A 21,553-nucleotide genomic window follows, 5' to 3' on the forward strand; every position below is an offset into this window, starting at 1 on the left:
CGCGGTCCATCGGTAGACCTGGCTGCCGCGTCAGTCGCCCGAGTCGTCGACGAGGGCGAGCGCCTCGTCGTGCAGGATGCCGTTGGTCGCGAGGGCGTTGTCGCCGTAGGGCCCCGGCGCGCCGTCGAGATCGGTGAACCGACCGCCGGCCTCCTCCACGAGGATGGACACCGCCGCCATGTCGTGGAGGTTCAGCTCCGGCTCGGTGGCGACGTCGACCACGCCTTCGGCGAGCAGCATGTACGACCAGAAGTCCCCGAACCCTCGGGTGCGCCCGCAGGCGCGCAGCAGGCGGGCGAACCCCGGACCACGCCCAGTCTTCTCCCACCCCTCGATGCTGGAGTAGGACAGAAACGCGTCGGCGAGGGTCGCGACCTTGGACACCTGGCAGTCCTGCGCCGACCGGAGGCTCTTCCCGGCGTACGCGCCCTCACCCCTCGTCGCCCACCAGCGACGACCGAGGGCGGGGGCCGACACGACGCCGATGACCACTTCGTCCTCGACGGCGAGGGCGATCAGGGTGGCCCAGACGGGCACGCCGCGGAGGTAGTTCTTCGTGCCGTCGATCGGGTCGATGATCCATCGTCGCGGCCCCCATCCGGTCTTGCCGAGTTCCTCGCCCTCGATACTGTCCCGGGGGCGCGCCCGGCCGAGGGTCCGGCGGACCGACTCCTCGACCGCGGTGTCGGCGTCGGTGACAGGGGAATTGTCGGCCTTGGCCGTCACCTGCAGATCCTGGGCGCGGAACCGGCTCATGGTGAGCGAGTCGGCGTCATCGGCCAACAGGTGCGCAAGCCGCAGGTCGTCGGTATAGGTGGAGGCCATAGGCCAACGCTAATGGACCCGGCATGGTTTACGGTTTCTCGACCCGCAGTGTCGAACCGAGCAGTCTGTACGGACGTGAAGACTATGGGGCCCGGTGTCACGGCCCTGGCGGAACCCGTTCTGACCGGTGAGGATGTCCCAGGAGGTGCCAGGTGTTCGATCAGGTGAGCGGACTTCCGGTGCATGTGCTCGTGATCCACGCGGTCGTGGTCCTCGTACCACTGGTCGTGCTGACGGCGCTCGCCTACGCCGTGGTGCCTCGGTGGCGGTGGCTGCTGCGGTGGCCGCTGTTGGCCGGATCGGCCGGCTGCCTCGCGGCCGGGTTCGTGGCCAAGGAGAGCGGAGAGGCATTCTTCGACCGACTGAACGAGCCCGAGTTCGTGGCGGAACACGCCGCTCGGGGCAGTCTGCTCGTGTGGTTTCTGCTGGCGTTCTTCGTCGTGTCCGCGGCGGCCGCGTTCATGCTCGGCGGTCCGACCCCCCTGCTCGGCGGGCGGGAACGCGCGGGTGCGGCGAGGCCGGTTCAGCTGGTGGTGGCGGCGCTGCTCGTCGTGGTGGCGGTCGGCACCGGTGTGCAGGTGGTGCGTACCGGAGACGCGGGTGCCAGGGCGACCTGGAGCTCCGCTCCTGCGGGCGGCGTGACCGGCGTACCGGACGCGGATGCGCCGCTCGCTTGACCGGCGCCATTCGGGCGGCGGGCCTAGCCGCGCACCGCGTGCAGAACCTTGGGCAGGTGCCGGTTGAGGCGGTCCAGTGCATCCAGTGCGGCGGAGGTGGCGTCATCGGCGGGGAGGTAGGTGATCAGGTGCTGGCCGTCGGTGTCGAGGGTCTCGTAGGCCAGCCGGAGTTCACCCACCTCAGGGTGGATGAGCCGGTCGACACCGGTGCGGTGGGGGACGGTGGGCGGGGCCTGCCACCGTTCGATGAACGGGCCACCGGCCACGACGGTGAGTTCGTCGACGAGGTGTCCTAGGTGCGGGTCATCGCGGGAGGATCCGGCCTTGAGCGCGGCGACCTGCTCGTCGGCGACGCGGTCCCAGTCGGGGTATGCGGTCCGGGCCCGGTCGTCGGTGAACAGGAACCGGATCCGGCTCGGTAGGTGGCCGTCCAGGAGGCCGATCGGCCCCGCAAGGCGCTCGTAGGCAGAGGTATGGGCGAGCGTCTCGCCCAGTCGGTTGAGCAGCACTGCCGGTGTGCCTTCCATCCGGTCCAGCAATGCCCACATCGTGGGACGTACGTCTCGTTCAGGAGGCAGCCGCCCCGGGCACAAACGGTCGGCGCCGGAGGCCTCCTTGGCCAGGTTCCGAAGCTGCACCCGCTCGTTGGACGACAGTCGGAGAGCGTCGGCGAGCGCGGCGAGGATCTGTGGTGACGGGTGCCGGTCGCGGCCCTGTTCCAGCCGCGCCAGGTAGTCGACGCTGACCCCGGAGACGGCGGCCAGCTCAGCTCGCCGCAGTCCGGGCGTGCGGCGGCGCGGGCCGGTCGGTAGTCCCGCCTGGCTGGGGGTGATGGCCTCCCGGCAGTTGCGTAGGAACGTCCCCAGCTCCCTGTCGTCGCTCACAGGCCGAGTGTACGGCCGGCGTGGCCGGCTGATCGTAGCCCTGCGAGAGCTAGCCTTTGCCCGGCCTTCCGCGGAGCTCCTCTGGCGCAGAGTCTGGGTTCATGACCTTTACCGCGAACGAGATCGAGTATCTGAACAGCCAACCGCTCGGCCGCCTGGCCACGGTAGGTCCCGGCGGCCGGCCGCACATTGTGCCGGTGGGAGTCTTCTTCGATCCGGCTACCGAGACCATCGTGGTCGGTGGCCACGCCGGCACCACCATGGCGGGGAGCAAGAAGTTCCGCGACGCCCAGCGTCACTCTGATGTTGCGTTCGCTGTGGACGATCTTGCCTCTGTCGAACCCTGGACGCCGCGCGGCATCGAGATCCGGGGCCGTGCGGAAACGCACACCTTCGGGGGCGAGGAGATCGGCCGCTGCATCGGGGCCGGCATGCCGTTCGACCCGGCATGGATCCGCATCCATCCGCGGCGGATCCTCACGCGCGGCATCGACACCGGCCCGTTCGACCTTTCCGCGAGGGACGTGGCGTGATGCGCTACCGGTTGCTGGGCCCGACCGGGCTGCGCGTCTCGGAGCTGTTCCTGGGCGCGATGACCTTTGCGGACCCGGACGAAGCCCGCACGATGATCGACGTGTACGCCGACGCGGGCGGCAACGTGCTGGACACCGCCTCCGCCTATGGCGACAGCGAGAAGGTTCTTGGCGATCTCCTTCAGCACCGCCGGGATCGGTTCGTGCTGGCCACCAAGTACACGCTGTCGCGGGACGCAGCGGACCCGAACGCGGGCGGGAGCAATCGCAAGAACCTCACGCTGTCCCTGGAGGCAAGCCTGCGTCGGCTGCGGACCGACTACGTCGATCTGTTCTGGGTGCACACCTGGGACCAGCACACGCCGATCGAGGAGACGATGCGAGCGCTGGACGACGCCATCCGCGCAGGGAAGGTCCTCTACGTGGGCGCGTCCAACCTCCCGGCGTGGCTTGTCTCCCGGGCGAACACCCTGGCCGAGTGGCGCGGCTGGACCTCGTTCGCAGGCGTGCAGGTGCCGTACAGCCTGCTGAAGCGTGACATCGAGCGGGAACTGCTACCCATGGCCGACGCCTATGGAATGAGTGTCGCGACGTACGGCGCCCTTGCCGGCGGTGTGTTGTCAGGCAAGTTCACCGGTCCCGGTGAGGCCCCGACCGGCACCAGGGTTGACCCCGCCGACCTCACTGCGCGCGACCACCATGCCGCCCATGCCGTACTGGAGGTCGCCGGGGAACTGGGAGTGACGGCGTCCCAGGTCGCGATCGGCTGGCTCCTCACCCGTTCTCCCGCGATGCACCCGATCATCGGCGCGCGTAATGCCAGCCAACTCGAGGACAACCTGGGCGCCCTGGATGTCACCCTTCCGCCCGACGTACTGGACCGGCTGGATTCGGTAGTGGACTTCGACCTGGGCTACCCGACGGACATCAACACCGGCCCCCGCCCGTGGCTGTTCGGAGATCATGAATCCCGGCTGGAGGGCCGTTCCCGCCGCACCGGACGGTTCCTCTCCTGAGTCCAATGCATGACAGGACAGGCTCCAGTCGATCAGTCTCCCGCGTGGAGCTCGCGTGAGTCGAGCAGCCGGCGGTACGACTCCACCCGGGCCGGATCGAGCCGGCCGTCGCCGACCGCCTCGTCGAGCGCGCATTCGGGCTCGGTCCGCGCGTGGGTGCAACCGCGCGGGCACCCCTCGGTCACCTCGTCGAGATCGGTGAACGCCTTGATCAGCCTGCGCGGGTCGACGTGGGCAAGCCCGAACGACCGGATGCCGGGCGTGTCCACGATCCACCCGCCGAACGGCAGCGCCAGCATCACCGCCTGGGTCGACGTGTGCCGACCCCTGCCCGTCACATCGCTGACCTCGGCGGTGGCCCGACGCGCCTCGGGCACGAGGGCGTTGACCAGCGTCGACTTGCCGACGCCCGAGTGCCCGACGAGCACACTCACCCGGTCGGCCAGCCGGTCATGCACCAGCGGGGCCAGTTCCTCGTCATGCCGGGTGACGACCGACGCGACGCCCAGCGGGCGGTAGGTCTCGAGCAGCTCGTCCGGGGACGCGAGGTCGGCCTTGGTCAGGCAGAGCAGCGGATCGAGGCCCGCGTCGTACGCCGCGACCAGGCACCTGTCGATGAGCCGGGGCCGCGGCGGAGGATCGGCCAGCGCCGTCACGATCACCAACTGGTCGGCGCCGGCGACGATGACCCGCTCGACCGGATCGTCGTCGTCGGCCGTACGCCGGAGCACGGTCGCCCGCTTCTCGACCTCCACGATCCGCGCGAGCGTGCCGGGCTGGCCGGAGACATCACCGACCAGGCGTACGCGGTCGCCGACGACGACGCTCTTGCGTCCGAGCGGCCGCGCCCGCATGGCGGTGACGGTCCGACTCGTGCCAGGCTGCCGGCCTTTGGCACGTGCGTCGGCAGCATCCTCGGGCGGGGTGACCCGGCAGGTGTAGCGGCCACGGTCGATGGTGACGACCACGCCGGTGGTGGCGTCGTCGTAACGGGGGCGCTGTTTGGTGCGCGGGCGGGATCGGCGCGCCGGCCGGCCGTAGCTCTCGTGGTCGTCGACCTCGAACCGGCGCCCCGAACTCACGCAGCCGCCTCCCGGCTGAGCATGGCGGTCCACATCCCCACGAAGTCGGGCAGGGTCTTGCGCGTGGTGGCGACGTTCTCGACCTGGACGCCCGGCACGACAAGGCCGAGCACCGCGGCCGCCTGCGCCATCCGGTGGTCGTCGTAGGTGTGGAACGGAGCACCGATGAGCGGGCGCGGCGTGATCGTCAGCCCGTCGCCGTCTTCGGTCTCGCGGGCGTCACAGCCGAGGGACTGCAGCTCGGTGGCGAGTGCGGCGAGGCGGTCGGTCTCGTGCCCGCGGATGTGGGAGATGCCGCGGAGGTACGACGGCCCGGACGCGAGTGCCGCGACGGCGGCGACGACCGGCGTCAGCTCGCCCGCCTCGTGCAGGTCAACGTCGATGCCCTCGATCGTCTCGGGTCCGCGCAGCGTCAGTCCTTCGCTGTCGAGGCGTACGTGCGCCCCCATCAGGGTGAAGATCTCGCGCAGCTGGTCGCCGGGCTGGGTGGTGGAGTCCGGCCAACCGAGGATGCGAACGCGCCCGCCGGTGACCAGTGCGGCCGCCAGGAACGGCGCGGCGTTGGACAGGTCGGGTTCGATCTCGACGTCGATCGCCTTGATCGGCCCGGGCGAGACGCGCCAGGTGTTGGCTTCAGTGTCGTCGACCTCGACGCCGCGTTCGCGGAGCATCGCGACGGTCATCTCGATGTGGGGCATCGACGGCACCGGCTTGCCGACGTGGTGCAGGCTCACGCCGTCGTCGTAGCGGGCCGCGGCGAGCAGCAGGGCCGACACGAACTGGCTCGAGGACGACGCGTCGATCTCCACGGCGCCGCCCGGCAGCCGGCCGCGTCCCCGCACGGTGAACGGCAGGGCGTTGCGGCCGCCGTCCTCGATCGTGCCGCCGAGCGTGCGGAGGGCCTGCAGGATCGGGCCCATCGGGCGTTCGCGGGCGTAGGGGTCGCCGTCGAAGTCGACGTCACCATCGGCGAGAACCGCCACGGGAGGTACGAACCGCATGACGTTGCCGGCCAGGCCACAGTCGACGCTCGCGGGACCATGCAGCGGGCGGGGTGTGACCGACCAGTCGTCGGCACCGGTGTCGTCCACGCCGGTTCCGAGGGCCCGCAGTGCGCCGGCCATCAGGATGCTGTCGCGGGCCCGCAGGGGACGGCGTACGACCGACGGCCCGCCCGCCAGCGCGGCGAGGACCAGGGCACGGTTGGTGATCGACTTGGACCCGGGTACGCGAAGATCCGCGTCCACCGCGGCGGCGGCCACGGGTGCGGCCCAGAGGTCAGTGGTTTGCCTACCCATCGTTCGACGAGCGTAGCCGAAGGGCCCACTCGCCCGCGCCGCGATAAGGCGCCCACCGCGCGGTCCTTTCCCGGCCGTGGTCACCTGGCGCCCTGGCCGGCTGGCGAGCGGATCTCGTCGAGCGGTCGCATGTGGCGGATGCCCTTGCTGACGCTGGCGATGATGGCCGCGACGGCGAGGACGCCGGCGAACACCACGAACGCCCACCGCCCGCCCGCCTGCGTGACGAGGACGCCTCCCGCTAATGGAGCGAGTGGGTTGAGGGCCTGCGCCAGTACGCCGAGCACGCTGTCAACCCGGCCCTGCATCGCGTCCGGGGTAATCGCAATCTGGTAGCCGAACAGCGCGGCGTTGAGCGACGGCGCCAGCAGGAGCCCGCAGGCCAGCGGGAGAGCGACCGCATAGGTGCCCGGCATCGCGGCGGCGGCCGCGACGAGGCCCACGATGATCCAGAGGAAGGCGATGATCAGTACCGGTGTTTTCACCCGCGGCTGGAGCCACGGTGCGATCAGGGCACCGAGCAGGCCGCCGACGAGGATCGCGGACTGGACCGCCCCGATCCCGGCGGCAGGGGTTCCCCGCTGTTGCAGGACGACCACGAGAACGAACATCACCCCGGTGAACGCCGCGTTCACGAGCGGGGCGGAGCAGAGCGTCGCCCGCAGGAACGGCTCCCTGACCACGAACCGCAGTCCGGTCCAGATGGCGGGCAGCAGCCGCTCGTGGTGGCCGGTTCGTTCGTCCTGGAGGGGGCGCTTGATCGTGAGGACGGAGACGAGCGAGATGACGTACGACACGGCGTCGGCCAGGAACGGTGCGAATCGCGTGACCGCGAACAGCGCTCCACCGAGCGGCGGCCCGGCGAGCTCCGCTGCGTACGTCCGCGCCTCGATCCGTGCTGAGGCGCGGGGCAACTGCACGGTCGGGACGATGTGCCGGAGCGCCGCAGTCTGGGAAGGGCCGAAGAGTACGCCGGCCGCGCTGGACACCACGCCCACGACGATGATGAGCGGCACCGATGCCCAACCGGTGAGGATCGCGACGACCAGGATTGCGGCGGCGAGTGCGCGGACCGTCTCGCACATGATCATCAGCTTCCGGCGGTTCCACCGGTCGACGAGTGCTCCGGCGGGGATGCCGAAGACCGCCTGGGCGAGGAGCGTCGCCGAGCCGACGAGTCCCGCCTGGACCGGAGACCCGGTGAGGGCGAGGACGAGAAGCGGGTAAGCCAGCGCGGCCATGTTGGTGCCGAGGTCGGAGAACGCCTGACCGATCCAGAGCCGCCGGAAGTCCCGGTTGCGAAGCAACGGGACCAGCGCCGCCGAGGCCAGCGCCGCCTGGTCCGAGGGTGTTGCGCCCGGCGGTTGCTCGTCCGGTGCCGGCGGATCCTGTGCCGGCGGATCCTGTGCCGGCGGATCCTGTGCCGGCGGAACCTGTGCCGGCGGAACCGGAGGCCTCGGGCTCGTGGGTGGGGGTGTCGGAGGTGGGGGTGGGGACTGCTCGGTCGCCTCGCCAGCCATGTCCACGCTCCTCGTCGTCCCGGCCCGGGTGATGTGAAGGTAATGCTTCATATCTGGCCTGACAAGACCGGCTCGCGGATCCGGATGGCCGGCTCAGTCCACGATGGGTACGACCAGGAAGCCGGCGCGGACGCGACGAGTTCCCTTGCGGCGCCGCCGCCCCTTGCGGCGAAACGGCTCGGCGGCGGCCATGAGCGCATCGATCAGCTGCTTGGTCTCGGCAGCCGTGAGGTACTCGGTTCCGGTGTTGAGAACGCCTTTCTCGCGCCACTCCGCCGGGAGATCGGGTTCGGCCGAGACGTACGACTCCAGCTCCCGCTGCTGCGTCTCCACGATCGCGGCGGTGAGCACACTGGCGGCGGCATGCTGCGCCCGGGTCGTCAGCGCGGCGAAGCTGACGCCGCGACCCGCGGCACGCCAGGGGCGTTCGCGGGCGTCGGCCGCGGACTCGTCGCGTTCGATGATGCCGAGCTTCTCCATGGCGCGCATGTGGTAGCTCATCGCGCTCGGCGTCAGGCCGGTGAGCTCGGCGAGTTCGGTCGAGGTTGCCACCCGCCCGCCGTACAACTCGTCGATCACCGTGATGCGAGCCGGGTGGGCGAGCGCACGCATCGCCCGGGGATCCTTCAGCGTGATCTGCTTGCGCGAACGTCGAGCCATGGCCCGCAGACTAGAGCGAGCGGCGCCGGCGTATCGCTTCGGCTCGACGTCCTGTCGGGGTTGGCCCTTCGGCTCACGCCTTGGCGGACGTCACGAGTCTCCTGGCCATTCCGTCCTTGCCGTGCTTTGCGTCCCTGCCGTGCGTACCGAACTTCGTCGGCTTGGCCGCCCGGCCACGCTTGCCGAGCAACCCGTCCTTGCCGAGTACACCGTTCTTGCCGAACATCCCGCGCTTGCTGTGCCGACCGGACTTGCCGCCGTGAGGAACCGTTCCGGACTTGGCGGTGTGGAGCGCCTTGGCAGCGGTCGCTCCCGCGCTCGCCACAGCGCTCTTGCCGGACTTGAACGGCATCGCGGTCTTCGCCGCCAGGTGTGCCTGATGCTCCGCGACCTTCGCCGCCAGATGAGCCTCCCGCCGCGCCGCCTTGCTCAGGCGTTTGGAGGCCTTCTTCGCGTCCCGCGCGCTGTAGCGTGCCCGCCACCACAGTCCCGGCTTGCCCTCGGTGTCGACGGCGGCCAGCAGCAGCCCGCCCATCATCGCCAGGTTCTTCAGGAAGTGGATCTGCTGGTTGGCACGCTGCGCGGGATCGTCTTCCTCCCAGTACGGATGGCCGGCCATGGTGGTCGGCACCATCGACGCGGCCAGCAGGCACGCGCCTGCCCGGCGGCCCTGCCCGGTCGCCAGGGCAAGCCCGCCGACGAGGTGGACGATCCCATTCAGGCGTACCAACGTGCGTGGGTTCTCCGGCACCCGGCGCGCCACCTGATCGGGAGCCATCCTCTTCACGGTGGGCACGATCTGGTCGGCGAACGGCTTCGCCCTCGGTACCAGTGCGTCCGGGTTCTTGATCGCGCGGACCCCCTGGACGACGAAGATCGCGGCGAGCATCGGCCGTGCGAGCATTCTGACGAGCGTCATGTGAGCGCTCATACCCGCGTCCGGGCGTGTCACGCGCACGGTCGGCCGCGGCCCGGACATCCCCGCCGACCAGGTTCGGACGCCCGGCGACCCTGTGGGACAGATCGACCCCCCGCGCGCGCTCCGCAAATGACCACGCTGAGCACGGTCGTGGCATGTCAACCAGGCGTCGACGCATGGTTGACCACCACTGGCGTACCCAGCGTGGTCATTTGCAGACCGCAGCTCGGCGGCAGGCGCTTCTCACGGGGCCTGACTCACGGGGCCTGACTCACGGGGCCTGACTCACGGGACAAGTCGGTGCAGGTCACGCGGGAAGAGCGTCACCTGTCGGATGTTGTCCGCGCCGACCAGTCGAGCCACGAACCGCTCGAGCCCGAACGCGAACCCGCCGTGCGGCGGGATGCCGTACCGGAACGGTTCGATGTACGACGCGTACGACTCGACCGGCAGCCCGCGCTCCCGCAGCACCGCCACGTAGTCGTCGTACCGGTGCAGCCGCTGCCCGCCACTGACCAGCTCCATGCCCCGGAAGATCAGGTCGAAGGAGTTGGACCAGTACGCATCGTCGGTCGGATAGGTCTGCGGGTGGGTGTAGAACGCCCGCTTGCCGGTCGGGTAGCCGACGACGAAAACGAAGTCGCTCCCGTGCTCGCGCAGCGCCCACTCGCCGACCGCCCGTTCGTGGGCCGGTGCGAGATCCTGCTCGTCGTCGGGTGCGCCGACCAGCTTCAAGGCGTCCGCGAAGTGCAGGACCGGGATCTCTTCGGGCACCCCCGGCAGGCTGACGCCCAACCGCTCGACCGCGGGCTGTGCGTGCTCGGCGACCGCCGCCACCATGCCCGCGACCGCGGCGTGCGTGGCGGCCATGACCTCCCGGTGGTCCGCGACGAACCCGAGTTCGGCGTCCAGGGAGACGTACTCCGCCAGGTGCCGGACAGTGTCGTGCGGCTCGGCCCGGAACACCGGGCCGACCTCGAAGACCCGCTCGAACACACCGACCAGCGTCTGCTTGTAGAACTGCGGCGACTGCGCGAGGTACGCCCGCCGGCCGAAGTAGTCGAGCGCGAACACATTCGCCCCGCTCTCGGTCGCGGCCCCGACGATCTTCGGCGTCTGGATCTCCGTGAACGACAGCCCGCGGAGCGCCTCGCGGAACCCTGAGACCGCCGCCGCGGCGATCTCGAACGGTGCCCGGAGCGTCGGGTGCCGCAACGTGACGGCCGCGTGGTCGAGCAGGGTGGGCAGGGCGGCGTTGACGGTCGGCCGCCACAACTCGACGGGGGGCGTCTCCGCCGGTTCGGAAAGGAGCGTGAGGGCCGGATCACAGACCTCGACTCCTCCGGGCGCTTGCGGGTTGGCCACGGCCTTCCCGGTCACCTCGACGACAGTCTCTTCGCCGATCTCCTCGACCTGAGCCACGGTCTGCGGGTCGCGTACGACGACCTGGGCAAGACCGGAGCGGTCACGGATGACGACGAACGTGACGGACGCGAGGCGCCGGCGGCGGTGGACCCACCCCTGGAGGCGTACGTTCTCACCGGCTCTGGACGGGAGCTCGGCGGCGAGCGTACGCGTGTCTGACCGCAGGCTCGACTGGCCCTGTGGGCTCGGCCGGCTGGACGGTACGACGAACTGCTGCATGGTGGTCACCTCCCACGGGTGCCTGGGTGCGTCCCCTGGGGTGTGGGCGAGGGGGACTCGCGGTGCCACCACACCTTCGCCACGACACGGGTGCCGTGGCCTCGTTCGGGCCCGATGACGGGGGCCGGCCGGCGGAGCTTACTGGGCTCCCGCGTGAGACCTTCAGGGCGTACGCGTACCGCATGCGCACGTCGTCGGCTCGGCGGTCGCCGTTTCTCTCCGCGGCTCGGGAGGGTCTTCGCGTCGGGGTCCGAGGCCGCCTTCTCAGCTACCGGTCGGCTCTCTGTGCTGCGGGCGTCCCGCGCTACTTGTCTCCGTCGTCGCCGTTTGTGCAGCACCCACCCTACGCGCCCGCAACGCCTCCCCGTCGCCCTGCAGCCCTCCGGGCCTTCCTGTGATCATGATCGTGATCCTGAAGGTTTCGCGGCGTATGGACGACTTCTCCTTCATGATCATGGAACGCCGGGACGTCACCGCCGTCGTCGCCCGCGGACCGTCCTGGTGGGGCGACGCGAGCGGGTGGCGACGCGAGCGGGTGGCAAGGGAGGATGGTCGGTATGTGCGGGAGATATTCGCTGAGCCGTGATCCGGAGGACCTGGCGCGCGAGTTCGAGGTCGCGCGGGTCGATGTCCGCGAGAAGCTCCAACCTGACTACAACGTCGCACCGACCAAACAGGTCCCCGCGGTACTCGACCGGGTTCCCCGCGACGAACCCGACGCAGCCCCCGAACGCCGGCTGACGTTCGTCAAATGGGGCCTCATCCCCTCGTGGGCGAAGGACGCCAAGATCGGCAACCGCCTCATCAACGCACGCATGGAGACGGCCCACGAAAAACCCGCCTACCGCCGTGCCTTCGCGTCCCGGCGTTGCCTGCTGCCGGCCGACGGCTACTACGAGTGGTACGGCGAGAAGAAGGGCAGGAAGCAGCCGTTCTTCATCCACAGGGGCGACGACGGCGTACTCGCGATGGCAGGTCTCTACGAGATCTGGCGGGACCCGACCAAGGACGAGGACGATCCCGACCGGCTGGTGTGGACCTGCACTGTGCTCACCACGTCGGCTGAGGACAATCTCGGCCGGATCCATGACCGGATGCCGCTCCTGGTGGAGCCCGGGCAGTACTCCACCTGGCTCGACCCGCGGGTCAAGGACCCCGAGCAGCTCCGCTCGGTGCTCGTGCCCGCCGCCCCGGGACGTCTGGACGCCTATCCGGTATCCACCGCGGTCAACAACGTCCGGAACAACGGACCCGACCTGGTGAAGCCGATCGACGCCGAGAACGCCGAGAACGCCGAGAACGGGACCGGCGAGCTGTTCTAGCGCCGTGTCACCCCGCGGGCCGGGCATTGGATACCGGCGCGTGGGCGTACAACCCCGGGCTTCCCTCGCATCCCGCCCACATGTTTGGTGGCCGGCACGACAAACTCGGCTGGGATTTGGGACGATCATGCACATGATCTGGACCAAGCGGCTGGTGGAGACCGGCGAAGGGCCGGCGCGGCTGATCTACAACCGCGCTCGGCGTACGTCGGCGACGCTCGTCCTCGGTCACGGCGCTGGGGGAGGGCCCGACGCGTGGGACCTCGAAGTGCTCGCCGCCGCGCTCCCGGCGTACGACATCTCCGTGATCCGCGTCGAGCAGCCGTGGCGGCTGGCCGGCAAGCGGGTGGCGCCCAACCCTGACACCCTCGACAGGGCCTGGACGGGCGCTCTGAACGCCCTGCGCACCCGCACACCGCTGGTTGTCGGTGGACGCAGCGCCGGGGCGCGGGTGGCCTGTCGTACGGCGCACCGGCTGGGTGCCCTGGGATGCGTCGCTCTGGCGTTTCCGCTGCATCCGCCAGGCCGTCCGGAGAAGTCGCGGGTCGACGAACTCCTGGGTGCGGGGGTGCCCACTCTGGTCGTCCAGGGTGAGCGGGATGCGTTCGGTCGTCCCGAAGAGCTACCAGAGAACCTCGATGTCGCGATCATCCCCGGAGCCGACCACGAGTTCCGGATCGCGAGGTCGGCACCCATCAGCCAGGAGGAGGGCCTCACCATCATCGCGGAGTCGGTGGCGGAGTGGATCGCGCGGACGGTGGGCCCGTGACCCGCACTGCCACGAACCCTCGGTCCGTGCGCCCTGTCCACACCACGCGCGCGAACCGGATGACGTCGGGGAATCACGCCGAAGGTTCGCGTGTTGTGCGTATGCGAACCGTCCTGAGGCGCGAAGGAGACCCCCTGTGGTTGCTGCCTGCCCGGCCCGCCCGGCCTCGACAAAGGTCACCTCGGAGTGGCTTGAGTGGACGCCGGATAAAGCTGGCGACCCGGTAGAGCTATCCTCGCGGGCGATGAGAGCTGTGGCCAAGATGGAGACACCGGAGGAGCGGAGCGCCCGTTTCGAGCGGGATGCCCTGCCGTTCCTCGACCAGTTGTACAACGCCGCGCTCCGGATGACCCGAAACCCGGCAGATGCCGACGATCTGGTCCAGGAGACCTTCGCGAAGGCGTACTCCTCGTTCCACCAGTTCACCGAGGGTACGAATCTCAAGGCATGGCTCTACCGGATCCTCACCAACACCTTCATCAACAGCTACCGAAAGCGGCAGCGTGAACCCCAGCGGGCTGGGACCGAGGAGATCGAGGACTGGCAGCTCGCCCGGGCGGAGTCGCACACCTCCGCCGGGCTGAAGTCCGCCGAGGCGGAAGCGCTGGAGCACCTGCCGGACTCCGACATCAAGGAAGCGCTGCAGCAGGTGCCGGACGATTTCCGGATGGCGGTCTACCTCGCCGACGTCGAGGGGTTCTCCTACAAGGAGATTGCCGACATCATGGCGACTCCGATCGGTACGGTGATGTCACGGTTGCATCGAGGTCGGCGCCAGCTGCGGGTGCTGCTCGATGACTACGCGCGCGAGCGCGGGCTCGTCCCGACGGTCGACGGGAAGGGTGGCGAAGGGGCATGAGCTGCGGCAAGCCGCACGACGTCGACTGCGCGGAGATCCTCGAGCGGGTATTCCTGTTCATCGATCGCGAGATGGACGATGCCGACTGCGCGAAGATCCAGCACCATCTCGATGAGTGCTCACCGTGCCTGCAGAAGTACGACCTCGAAGAGCTGGTGAAGTCTCTGGTCGCCCGCTCGTGTGGATGTGACAAGCCGCCGGATGACCTGCGCACGAAGGTGGTCACGCGGATCCGCGAGATCCGGATCGAGATCGCCCAGTCTGACGCCTGACGCTCGGCCGCCGTCGCTGGCAGACGACTGTGTTCGACGCGAACGCTCGGCTGACCTCGCTGGCAGAACCCCGTCCGACGCCCGACCGTGAGTGCGCACCACCAGCTGACGCGCCTCGCATGCGCCGGTGGGTTGCGCCCTTCACCTGCCGGGCGTCGCCTGGGTCCTCAGGTGTTCCGCAGGTGTGTAGTCCTCAGGCGTTGGGACGCTTGCCGTGGTTGGCTGCCTTCTTGCGACGCGCGCGGCGGCGTCTTCCGTTCTTCCCCATCACTGGATCCTCTCGGGTCGATGGCTCCTGCGCTGTCCCATGGCTCGATGTCATCGGTCGTCCGACACCACGACGCGACGGCCACTTCCGGCCGACTCGGCTGCTGTACGGACGTCCGCGATGCGCGGCATGGCACGGTCTCGTCGCCGCATGGGTACGCGGTGCGAGCCGCAGGAAATTTTCGCATGGAGGGATTTGGCCTTCACACTGGCGTCAGCGAAGGCCGAGGCGCGGTGCATGCCGGAAAAAAGCGATAACTCTACGTATACATTTCTCGGCGAACTTTGGGGTGATGCCCGGTCCGTCCGCACTTGCCTTATACGGAGAGTAACCGAAAGTCCAGGTATGCGGCCGCCCTTGGGGAGGCGGGCGTGCAGAATTAGGCATGCTACAGGGGCGCGTGTCGCATCCGCAGCAAGTTGGGACCTGTTCCTGGCTACACGCTCCGTAAGAATGCCGGTGGCGATCTGTCGGTCTTTCGATCTGATCACTTCGATCGTCTGTCACCGAACGTGGGGCCGGTGGTAGGTGCCGTGAACGTTCACGCGTGAAGCCCACTTCAGATGGTGCTTACAGATAGTGATCGTTACCGTCTGGAGTCAGCCTCGTGGGCCGGGCTTGACCTTGCCGAGTCTTGGTCGTTGACTCTTCTTCACAACGTTTCGCTGTTACGGGGACAGCAGAAACGGCGCCCTAGACCGTGGTGTGCTGTAAGCGGTACGTGTTCACTTCTCTGCCTTGAGCTTGGCCCACTCCGCATTTTCGCGATGCCGAGATGGGTCTATGCGATATATCCGTGGGAGGAGGATCCAAACATGCAGCTCTTCTCTTTCAGCAACGTGCGCGGCGGCATTGAGTGGGACTGAGGTTGCGGCATTTGTCCCGCAATCCGCGCCCGTTGGGCTGAGTTAAGGCGGGTGTTCAGCTGATGCCGAGACGTGCGACACGCATTTACGTCGGCGCGCTCGGCGTCATTGCGGCAGCCGTTTCGACACTCTCGATACTGAAGATCGACCGCCCCGTCGACGTGCTGCTCTTCGCGTTTCTCGTCTACGTCATGGAGATGCTGAAACGTCGCCTGGGCAGTGGTCTGCGGGTCTCGATGACATCGGTGGTCGCGGTCGCGACCTACCCGGTCATCGGTCCGTGGGGCGGTCCCGTTCTCCTCGTCGGACTACTACCGAATCGGTCCAAGGCCAAGCCGATCAACCGAGTTCTCAACGTTTCGCAAGGCGTCATCTGCACAGTCGTGGGCGGCCTCGTCTATCTAGGCCTGGGAGGGCCGGTCGGATCACTGTCCGCGGATGACTTTCCAAGCGTCCTGGTACCTGTGACAGCGGCGAATCTCACGTGGCACCTGGTCAACTTCGTCCTGGTGACCGGCGTGCTTCGGCTCGAGACCGGCATGCGCTTCCTAGGGGCGCTGCGGTCGGTGTTGCCGGAGGTTCTCGGCGCATTCCTGGGCTATTCCTATCTCGGTTTCCTGCTGGCCATCCTGTGGCTCGGCCAGTTGGGTGCGTTCGCCGCAGTCCTGTTGCTGCCGCCACTGCTCGTGGCCAACTGGGCCTTCGCGCAGTACGGCGAGGAGCAGGAAGCCCACCAGGCGACGCTGCAGGCTCTCGCGCAGGCGATCGAAACGAAGGACCTCTACACACGGGGCCACGGTGAACGGGTGGCGAGAGCCGCCCGCATGCTCGGCGCCGAGATGGCGTGGGACGGCGACCGGCTGGAGGCGCTGGCCGAGGCCGGACTCCTGCACGACGTCGGCAAGATCGGGGTCCCGACCCGGGTGCTCCAGAAGGACGGCCGCCTCACCGAGGACGAGTACGACGCCATCAAGCTCCACCCGCTGCATGGTGTCGAGGTCGTCGGCGACATCGCGTTCCTGGAGGACGCGCGTGCCGGCATCATGCACCACCACGAGCGGTACGACGGTGGCGGCTACCCGTCCGGGCTCGCGGGGGAGGACATCCCGGTCTTCGCGCGGATCCTGTCCATCGCGGATGCGTTCGACTGCATGACGAGTGTGCGTTCCTACCGCCCCGCGCGGCCGGTGGCGGAGGCGATCGAGGAACTTGTCCGCTGCCGCGGAAAGCAGTTCGATCCCGAACTCGTGGAACTGTTCGTCGCCGCCATCGGCCGTGACGGGTGGCAGCCGGCACCGGTCGAGGAGGTGCCGGCGGACGCCAGGGCTCCGCGGTACGACCACGACGACCCGACCCGCCCGCCGGAGATCGAGCCGTCGCCGGAGGCCCGCTCGTGAACGGCACTGCGCAGGTGAGGAACCGGTCGAACCCACTGATGGACGGTTCGGCGGCGGTCGTGGCGTTCGCCGGTGTCGTGGTGATCGTCGCGGTCGCTGGTACCGCTGCCGCCGGCGTCTCCGCGCCCAGGGTGGCGGCGACGTTCGGAGTCCTGATCGCAGTCGGGGAGATGGTGCGCCTCCGCCTGCCCGACGATCGTGTGCAGGCACCGATCGGCCTCGCGGCGGCCCTTGGCTACGCACTGCTGACCTACCTGCCAGGCGAGGGCCAGGTCACTCATTCGATCCTGCAGACCATCGCGGTCACCTCCGGCGGGATGCTCGCCGGCGCCCTTCCCCACGCGCTCGCCGGTCGGGCGTCTGAGTTGGAGGGCATCGCGCGGCGCATCCTCGTCGTCTCGGGTGTCGCGGTGGTCTTCCGGCCGTTGGCCCGCGATGACGCGTTGCACGCCTGGCTCGAGGATCATCCACATGCCCTCGTCGTCCTGACCATCCTGGCCGCGACCGTCGCATGGGGCCTCGAGGCGCTGCTCGCCGCGGGCATCCAGGCGAGTCGGCAGGTGGGACCGTTCCGCGCTCTCCTGCGTAACGAGTTGGTGGCATTCCTCGGCATCGGTGCCGCGATCGCCTCGACCGGCATCCTCATCCCCTTGGCGATGTGGGAGGTGGGTCTCTGGGCCCTGCCACTGGTGATCATCCCGCTGCTGCTCGCCCAGCTCGCGTACCGACGGTACGCCGGGATCCGCCATACGCAGGACCAGACGATCCGGGCGTTGTCCCGGGCGACCGAGGTGGGCGGCTACACCGAGACCGGACACGCGCGTCGCGTCACCGAGCTGTCACTGGCGATCGGTCGCGACCTCGGCCTGCCGGAGAACCGACTTCGGCTCCTTCAGTACGCCGCGCTCATGCACGATGTCGGCCAGTTGTCGTTGGCTGACCCGATACCCGGCGGTGCGACGGTTCTCGTGACACCCGGCGAGCGCCGCAAGATCGCTGGCCTGGGAGCAGGGGTCGTACGCCAGGCGAGCCTGCGCGAAGAGGTCGCGGAGATCGTGGAGGCCCAGGCCGAGCCGTACCGGCGGCCCCATGTGCGTGACGACACGGAAATTCCGCGGGAGAGCCGGATCATCAAGGTGGTCAATGCGTACGACGACCTGGTGGGGACGGCCACGAGTGAGGACGCCCGGCTGGAGGCGCTCGAGAGTCTCAGGTTGGGAATGGCCTACGAGTACGACCCGAAGGTCGTGGCGGCGCTCGCGCGGGTCCTTGGCCGGGCAGGTGCGATCCCGCGCTGATCCCCGTTCGTTCCGCTTGGTCAGATGAGGGCAATCGTCGAGTTTTCGCCGTGGAGCGGTGGCGCGGTGCGCGGGCCGGGTGTAGCGCTGGCCGAACGTCTCCGTTGCGTGCCGAGGGCGCCGCGGCGTGATTGGATGGCGAGCGAGGCGATGGAAGGAGTGGTCGTGGCCGAGCAGGTCCGCGCTGACATGGTGGCGAACGTGTTCGAGATCGGCGTACGGCCGGGGGACTCCGTTCAAGCCGGGCAGGTACTCCTGGTGCTCGAGTCGATGAAGATGGAGATCCCGGTCGTCGCCGAGGAACCCGGTGTCGTCCGGGAGATCACGGTGAAGACCGGCGAGGTCGTCCAGGAGGGCGACGTGCTCGTCATCCTCGACTGATCCACCTGCGTCAGATTTCCCGGGCGAACGCCAGCAGCGAGACGCCAGGCGCGGGCGTCCAGTCGCGGCGAGGGTCACGGGCGAAGCCGAGTCGTTCGTAGAGCCGGTGGGCCGCGTGCATCGCGGTCGACGAGGAGAGCGCGATCCCGCGCTTCCCGTCCGGCCGCGCCCTGCTCAGGCAGGTGCGGACCAACGCCTCTCCGATGCCGCGGCCATGAGCCTGGGGTGACACCGCGAGCATCCGGAACTCGCCCTCGTCGTCGCGGCCGATCTCACGGTAGGTCGAACCGGGCGGGCAGTAGGTCACGGTCCCGAGCAGCGCACCCGCCCGATCGAGCGCGACCAGGAGTTCCGCTTCCGCCGCGCGGCGTTTGGCGTCCCCGAGCTGGTGGACGTAGGAATGGTCGGCGGGGAGCAGCCCGGCGCCGACGTAGGCCGCGACGGTGAGGTCGCCCGCCGAGGTGTGTTCGCCGGACTGGGCGACGCGGATCCGCGGCCAGGGTTCGAGTGGGCGCCGATAGGCCCTGAGCGTTCCGCCCGAGTGGGCCGGGCTGTCGTGTTCGGGCGTACGCACGAAGCCCGACGTGGTGTAGAGGCGGTGGGCGGCGGTCATGGCGTCGGTGGTGTGGAGTCCGAGCGCGGTGGCTCCGGCGAGGCGGGCGCGGGCGACACACTCGGCGATCAGCGCGGTGCCGACCCGACGACGTCGTGCGGTCGGGTCGACGCTGAGCATGCGCAGGGTCGCCTCGCCGTCGGAAAGGGCGCCGTTCCATTCGGCGCCGGGCAGGGCGAGCGTGGCCGTGCCGAGGAGCCGGCCGGTTCCTGATGGCCGCCGCCCTGCGGCCGGATCGCCGGGGTCGGTCGGATCGCCGCGTGCGGCGGGATCACTGGGGTCGGTCCGATCGACGGCGACAAGGACCTCGGTCCCAGCGTCCCGGGCGCGTGCGGCGGTGTCGTCAAGCCGGGGAAGGTAGGCAGCACCCACCAGCCCCTCGCCTCCGTAGGTGTCCCGGAGAAGCCGGGTGATGCTGTCGTACTCCTCCGGGCGGGCGTCTCGGATCAATGGGCTCACCGGTCCTTGATAACGCTTCTGACCCGGTGACCGGGGCCCGACGCGGGAAGTTCGCAGAAGCCCGTACGCTGCCCGTCGCCCAAATAGGTGACGCACGCGTGATCATCGCCACCGATGCACGGTGACCTCGGCGTGCAGCGCGGGGACTGGCGTGCATCGTCGCGTGCAACCTCGGCAGCGTCAGCGACCTCGGCGACCTCGGCAGCCTCGGCAGCGTCGGCAACCGCCGTGGGGCGTCGGCGGGGATGGGGAGACCTCACACGCCGAAGGTCGAACGCGGGTAGGGGACCTCCGGGTCGGTGAGGACGTTGACGAGGTACGGAACACCGGCGTCGAATGCCCGGCGCAAGGCCGGGCCGAGGTGCCTGGGCTCGCGGACCGTCTCGCCGGCGCCGCCGAGGGCGGACACGATCGCGTCGTACGGCGTCGCGGGCTGCAGGTCGGTCGCGACGTCGTAGCCGTACAGCATCCGCATCGGGTGTTTCTCCAGCCCCCAGCAGCCGTTGTTGCCGACCACCATGACGACCGGCAACCGGTGCCGGACCAGCGTGTCGACGTCGAAGAGCGACATGCCGGCGGCCCCGTCACCGAGCAGCGCCACGACCTGTGCCGCCGGGTGGACGATCCGCGCGGCCATGGCGGCACCGAGCCCGGCGCCGAGACAGCCGAAGGGACCGGGGTCGAGCCAGCGTCCCGGCCGGCCCGGTTCGACGTACCTCCCCGCGAACGACACGAAGTCACCACCGTCACCAACGATCACGGCGTCGTCGGCGAGCAGGGGCAGCAACTCGCCGTAGATGCGGGCAGGGTGGATCGGATCGGCGGTGCTGCCGAGGAGCTCGGCGTCGCGCTCCTGCGTCTTGCGTACGCCCGCCTGCAGGTCCGCGAGCCAGGACGACCAGTCCGGTCGACGGAGCACCTGACTCCACGCCGCGGCGAGACCACTCAGAACGCTGCCGAGGTTGCCGCCTGCCGCTGCCGCGAGAGGGACGTGGGATGCCACCTGCTCCGGCGCGTCGACGACGTGCACCACCTTCGCGGCAGGTGCGCCGTCACGCCCGCCGAAGGCGCCGTAGCCGAGTCGGAAGTCCAGCGGCGTTCCCACGACGATCGCCAGGTCGCAGCGTCCGAACGCCACCGACCGCGCCCTGGCGGCGGAGAGCCGATGGTTCGGCGGCAGGACGCCGCGCCCCATGCCGTTGGTGACGACCGGGATCCCCAGCGTGTCGACGAACTCGACGGCAGCCGCCTCGGCTCGGTCGAGCCACACGTCGCCGCCGAGGACGAGCACCGGACGTTGCGCTTCGGCGAGGAGCAGGGCGATCTCGCTGAGCGGTTCCGGATCGACGTCGCTCGCCGCCCGCGGATCGCCCGCCACGGAAGGGATCTCCGCAGTCGTCCGGGAGTAGAGCTGGTCCATCGAGATGTCGACGAACGCCGGGCCGCGATGGGCGGTGCCCGCGGTCCGGAATGCCTGGTGGACCGTGGGCACGAGGTCGGTGACGCTCGACACGGTACGGGCCAGCTTGGTCACGGGGGCAAGCAGTGGCACGTGGTCGAGTTCCTGCAGGCTGCCCGAGCCCCAGCGTTGGGTCGGTGCCCGGCCGCCGAGGAGGACCAGGGGAGAGCCGGCCTGGAACGCCTGGGTCACCGCGCTCACGGCGTTGGTCACACCGGGTCCGGCGGTGACGGCGGCCAGCCCCGGCGTGCGGGTCAACTTGCCCACTGCTTCGGCGGCGAAGACGGCAGTCGCCTCGTGCCGGACGTCGACGAGTCGCACCGGTGCGGGGCTGGGCTGGTCCTTCCCTCCGACGGCGGCGTCGTACAGCGGGAAGACGTGTGCGCCGGACAGGGTGAACATCGCCTCCACGCCGTACGAACGCGCCACCGCGATCGCGAGGTCGCCGCCGTGTCCCTCGATCTCGGGCGGGCCCGGCGTGCCGGGTCCGGCATTCGCCTCGGTAGACAGCTCAGGGCCGGTCATCCCGGCA

At 69.5% G+C, this 21,553-nt stretch carries 22 protein-coding genes; 11 read left to right on the forward strand and 11 right to left on the reverse strand.

Annotation, left to right across the window (positions count from 1 at the left end; all coding sequences use genetic code 11):
• Positions 1-30: 30 nt before the first annotated feature.
• Positions 31-825, reverse strand: coding sequence for an inositol monophosphatase family protein (locus ABNF93_RS30680; protein WP_349331731.1), 795 nt, complete (start codon positions 823-825; stop codon positions 31-33).
• 152 nt (positions 826-977) lie between these two features.
• On the opposite strand from ABNF93_RS30680, the gene ABNF93_RS30685 reads away from it, so the two are divergent.
• Positions 978-1,502: a DUF2231 domain-containing protein gene (locus ABNF93_RS30685; RefSeq protein WP_349331732.1), complete on the forward strand. Its 525-nt coding sequence runs from the start codon at positions 978-980 to the stop codon at positions 1,500-1,502.
• Between the two features lie 23 nt (positions 1,503-1,525).
• Here the strand turns inward: ABNF93_RS30685 and ABNF93_RS30690 are convergent, their stop codons facing one another.
• Entirely contained in the window at positions 1,526-2,386 is an 861-nt protein-coding gene (locus ABNF93_RS30690; RefSeq protein ID WP_349331733.1) for a helix-turn-helix transcriptional regulator, read from the reverse strand.
• A gap of 101 nt (positions 2,387-2,487) precedes the next feature.
• Between ABNF93_RS30690 and ABNF93_RS30695 the strand changes: the two genes are divergently transcribed.
• Both ABNF93_RS30695 and ABNF93_RS30700 read left to right on the forward strand, forming a co-directional pair.
• Positions 2,488-2,919 (forward strand): PPOX class F420-dependent oxidoreductase, encoded by a 432-nt coding sequence (locus ABNF93_RS30695; RefSeq protein WP_349331734.1) that lies wholly within the window; start codon positions 2,488-2,490, stop codon positions 2,917-2,919.
• On the forward strand, positions 2,919-3,935 hold the full coding sequence (locus ABNF93_RS30700) for an aldo/keto reductase (RefSeq protein WP_349331735.1): 1,017 nt from the start codon (positions 2,919-2,921) through the stop codon (positions 3,933-3,935). The genes ABNF93_RS30695 and ABNF93_RS30700 overlap by 1 nt, the downstream gene beginning before the upstream one ends.
• A 32-nt stretch (positions 3,936-3,967) precedes the next feature.
• Here ABNF93_RS30700 and rsgA read toward each other — a convergent pair whose 3' ends face one another.
• The 6 genes from rsgA to aspS form a co-directional block, all read right to left on the reverse strand.
• Positions 3,968-5,017, reverse strand: coding sequence for a ribosome small subunit-dependent GTPase A (rsgA, locus tag ABNF93_RS30705; protein ID WP_349331736.1), 1,050 nt, complete (start codon positions 5,015-5,017; stop codon positions 3,968-3,970).
• Complete coding sequence (gene aroA, locus ABNF93_RS30710) at positions 5,014-6,315, reverse strand: 3-phosphoshikimate 1-carboxyvinyltransferase (protein ID WP_349331737.1); 1,302 nt, start codon at positions 6,313-6,315, stop codon at positions 5,014-5,016. Before aroA ends, rsgA begins: the two co-directional genes overlap by 4 nt.
• An 80-nt stretch (positions 6,316-6,395) precedes the next feature.
• A complete protein-coding gene (locus ABNF93_RS30715) occupies positions 6,396-7,835 on the reverse strand; it encodes an MFS transporter (protein WP_349331738.1) in 1,440 nt (479 codons plus the stop codon).
• A 93-nt stretch (positions 7,836-7,928) separates the two neighbouring features.
• Positions 7,929-8,495: an ArsR/SmtB family transcription factor gene (locus ABNF93_RS30720; protein ID WP_349331739.1), complete on the reverse strand. Its 567-nt coding sequence runs from the start codon at positions 8,493-8,495 to the stop codon at positions 7,929-7,931.
• 73 nt (positions 8,496-8,568) lie between these two features.
• On the reverse strand, positions 8,569-9,414 hold the full coding sequence (locus ABNF93_RS30725; RefSeq protein ID WP_349331740.1) for a DoxX family protein: 846 nt from the start codon (positions 9,412-9,414) through the stop codon (positions 8,569-8,571).
• 285 nt (positions 9,415-9,699) lie between these two features.
• Positions 9,700-11,058, reverse strand: coding sequence for an aspartate--tRNA(Asn) ligase (aspS, locus tag ABNF93_RS30730; RefSeq protein ID WP_349331741.1), 1,359 nt, complete (start codon positions 11,056-11,058; stop codon positions 9,700-9,702).
• A 400-nt stretch (positions 11,059-11,458) separates the two neighbouring features.
• Here aspS and ABNF93_RS30735 point away from each other — a divergent pair, with 400 nt between their 5' ends.
• The 5 genes from ABNF93_RS30735 (at position 11,459) to rsrA (ending at position 14,280) form a co-directional block, all read left to right on the forward strand.
• Complete coding sequence (locus ABNF93_RS30735; RefSeq protein WP_349331742.1) at positions 11,459-11,644, forward strand: hypothetical protein; 186 nt, start codon at positions 11,459-11,461, stop codon at positions 11,642-11,644.
• Positions 11,616-12,380: an SOS response-associated peptidase gene (locus tag ABNF93_RS30740; RefSeq protein WP_349331743.1), complete on the forward strand. Its 765-nt coding sequence runs from the start codon at positions 11,616-11,618 to the stop codon at positions 12,378-12,380. The genes ABNF93_RS30735 and ABNF93_RS30740 overlap by 29 nt, the downstream gene beginning before the upstream one ends.
• Positions 12,381-12,513: 133 nt before the next feature.
• On the forward strand, positions 12,514-13,149 hold the full coding sequence (locus tag ABNF93_RS30745) for an alpha/beta hydrolase family protein (protein ID WP_349331744.1): 636 nt from the start codon (positions 12,514-12,516) through the stop codon (positions 13,147-13,149).
• A 244-nt stretch (positions 13,150-13,393) separates the two neighbouring features.
• Entirely contained in the window at positions 13,394-14,008 is a 615-nt protein-coding gene (locus ABNF93_RS30750) for a sigma-70 family RNA polymerase sigma factor (RefSeq protein ID WP_349331745.1), read from the forward strand.
• Positions 14,005-14,280 carry a mycothiol system anti-sigma-R factor gene (gene rsrA / locus ABNF93_RS30755; RefSeq protein ID WP_349331746.1) on the forward strand — a complete coding sequence of 92 codons (276 nt, stop codon included), beginning with the start codon at positions 14,005-14,007 and terminating at the stop codon, positions 14,278-14,280. Before ABNF93_RS30750 ends, rsrA begins: the two co-directional genes overlap by 4 nt.
• A gap of 193 nt (positions 14,281-14,473) precedes the next feature.
• On the opposite strand, the gene ABNF93_RS35105 is transcribed toward rsrA, so the two are convergent.
• Entirely contained in the window at positions 14,474-14,548 is a 75-nt protein-coding gene (locus ABNF93_RS35105) for a 50S ribosomal protein bL37 (protein WP_502877657.1), read from the reverse strand.
• Between the two features lie 928 nt (positions 14,549-15,476).
• Here ABNF93_RS35105 and ABNF93_RS30760 point away from each other — a divergent pair.
• The 3 genes from ABNF93_RS30760 to ABNF93_RS30770 are packed head-to-tail and all read left to right on the forward strand — an operon-like array spanning position 15,477 to position 18,490.
• Positions 15,477-16,811: an HD-GYP domain-containing protein gene (locus ABNF93_RS30760; RefSeq protein WP_349331747.1), complete on the forward strand. Its 1,335-nt coding sequence runs from the start codon at positions 15,477-15,479 to the stop codon at positions 16,809-16,811.
• Positions 16,808-18,109: an HD-GYP domain-containing protein gene (locus ABNF93_RS30765; RefSeq protein ID WP_349331748.1), complete on the forward strand. Its 1,302-nt coding sequence runs from the start codon at positions 16,808-16,810 to the stop codon at positions 18,107-18,109. The genes ABNF93_RS30760 and ABNF93_RS30765 overlap by 4 nt, the downstream gene beginning before the upstream one ends.
• Before the next feature lie 24 nt (positions 18,110-18,133).
• Positions 18,134-18,490 (forward strand): biotin/lipoyl-binding carrier protein, encoded by a 357-nt coding sequence (locus ABNF93_RS30770; protein ID WP_349331749.1) that lies wholly within the window; start codon positions 18,134-18,136, stop codon positions 18,488-18,490.
• Between the two features lie 10 nt (positions 18,491-18,500).
• Here the strand turns inward: ABNF93_RS30770 and ABNF93_RS30775 are convergent, their stop codons facing one another.
• Positions 18,501-19,562 carry a GNAT family N-acetyltransferase gene (locus ABNF93_RS30775; RefSeq protein WP_349331750.1) on the reverse strand — a complete coding sequence of 354 codons (1,062 nt, stop codon included), beginning with the start codon at positions 19,560-19,562 and terminating at the stop codon, positions 18,501-18,503.
• Positions 19,563-19,818: 256 nt separating this feature from the next.
• Positions 19,819-21,546, reverse strand: coding sequence for an acetolactate synthase (locus ABNF93_RS30780; protein ID WP_349331751.1), 1,728 nt, complete (start codon positions 21,544-21,546; stop codon positions 19,819-19,821).
• Between the last annotated feature and the right edge of the window lie 7 nt (positions 21,547-21,553).

It is taken from the genome of Actinopolymorpha sp. B9G3 (assembly GCF_040120725.1).
Lineage (GTDB): Bacteria > Actinomycetota > Actinomycetes > Propionibacteriales > Actinopolymorphaceae > Thermasporomyces.

Bases quoted from the DNA above. Each gene is read 5' to 3' on its own strand.
- ABNF93_RS30680 (WP_349331731.1), bottom strand. From the start codon at position 825: ATGGCCTCCACCTATACCGACGACCTGCGGCTTGCGCACCTGTTGGCC.
- ABNF93_RS30695 (WP_349331734.1), top strand. From the start codon at position 2,488: ATGACCTTTACCGCGAACGAGATCGAGTATCTGAACAGCCAACCGCTC.
- ABNF93_RS30700 (WP_349331735.1), top strand. From the start codon at position 2,919: ATGCGCTACCGGTTGCTGGGCCCGACCGGGCTGCGCGTCTCGGAGCTG.
- aroA (WP_349331737.1), bottom strand. From the start codon at position 6,315: ATGGGTAGGCAAACCACTGACCTCTGGGCCGCACCCGTGGCCGCCGCC.
- ABNF93_RS30715 (WP_349331738.1), bottom strand. From the start codon at position 7,835: ATGGCTGGCGAGGCGACCGAGCAGTCCCCACCCCCACCTCCGACACCC.
- ABNF93_RS30720 (WP_349331739.1), bottom strand. From the start codon at position 8,495: ATGGCTCGACGTTCGCGCAAGCAGATCACGCTGAAGGATCCCCGGGCG.
- ABNF93_RS30725 (WP_349331740.1), bottom strand. From the start codon at position 9,414: ATGACGCTCGTCAGAATGCTCGCACGGCCGATGCTCGCCGCGATCTTC.
- aspS (WP_349331741.1), bottom strand. From the start codon at position 11,058: ATGCAGCAGTTCGTCGTACCGTCCAGCCGGCCGAGCCCACAGGGCCAG.
- ABNF93_RS30735 (WP_349331742.1), top strand. From the start codon at position 11,459: ATGATCGTGATCCTGAAGGTTTCGCGGCGTATGGACGACTTCTCCTTC.
- ABNF93_RS30740 (WP_349331743.1), top strand. From the start codon at position 11,616: ATGTGCGGGAGATATTCGCTGAGCCGTGATCCGGAGGACCTGGCGCGC.
- ABNF93_RS30745 (WP_349331744.1), top strand. From the start codon at position 12,514: ATGATCTGGACCAAGCGGCTGGTGGAGACCGGCGAAGGGCCGGCGCGG.
- ABNF93_RS30750 (WP_349331745.1), top strand. From the start codon at position 13,394: ATGAGAGCTGTGGCCAAGATGGAGACACCGGAGGAGCGGAGCGCCCGT.
- rsrA (WP_349331746.1), top strand. From the start codon at position 14,005: ATGAGCTGCGGCAAGCCGCACGACGTCGACTGCGCGGAGATCCTCGAG.
- ABNF93_RS30760 (WP_349331747.1), top strand. From the start codon at position 15,477: ATGCCGAGACGTGCGACACGCATTTACGTCGGCGCGCTCGGCGTCATT.
- ABNF93_RS30770 (WP_349331749.1), top strand. From the start codon at position 18,134: ATGAGGGCAATCGTCGAGTTTTCGCCGTGGAGCGGTGGCGCGGTGCGC.
- ABNF93_RS30780 (WP_349331751.1), bottom strand. From the start codon at position 21,546: ATGACCGGCCCTGAGCTGTCTACCGAGGCGAATGCCGGACCCGGCACG.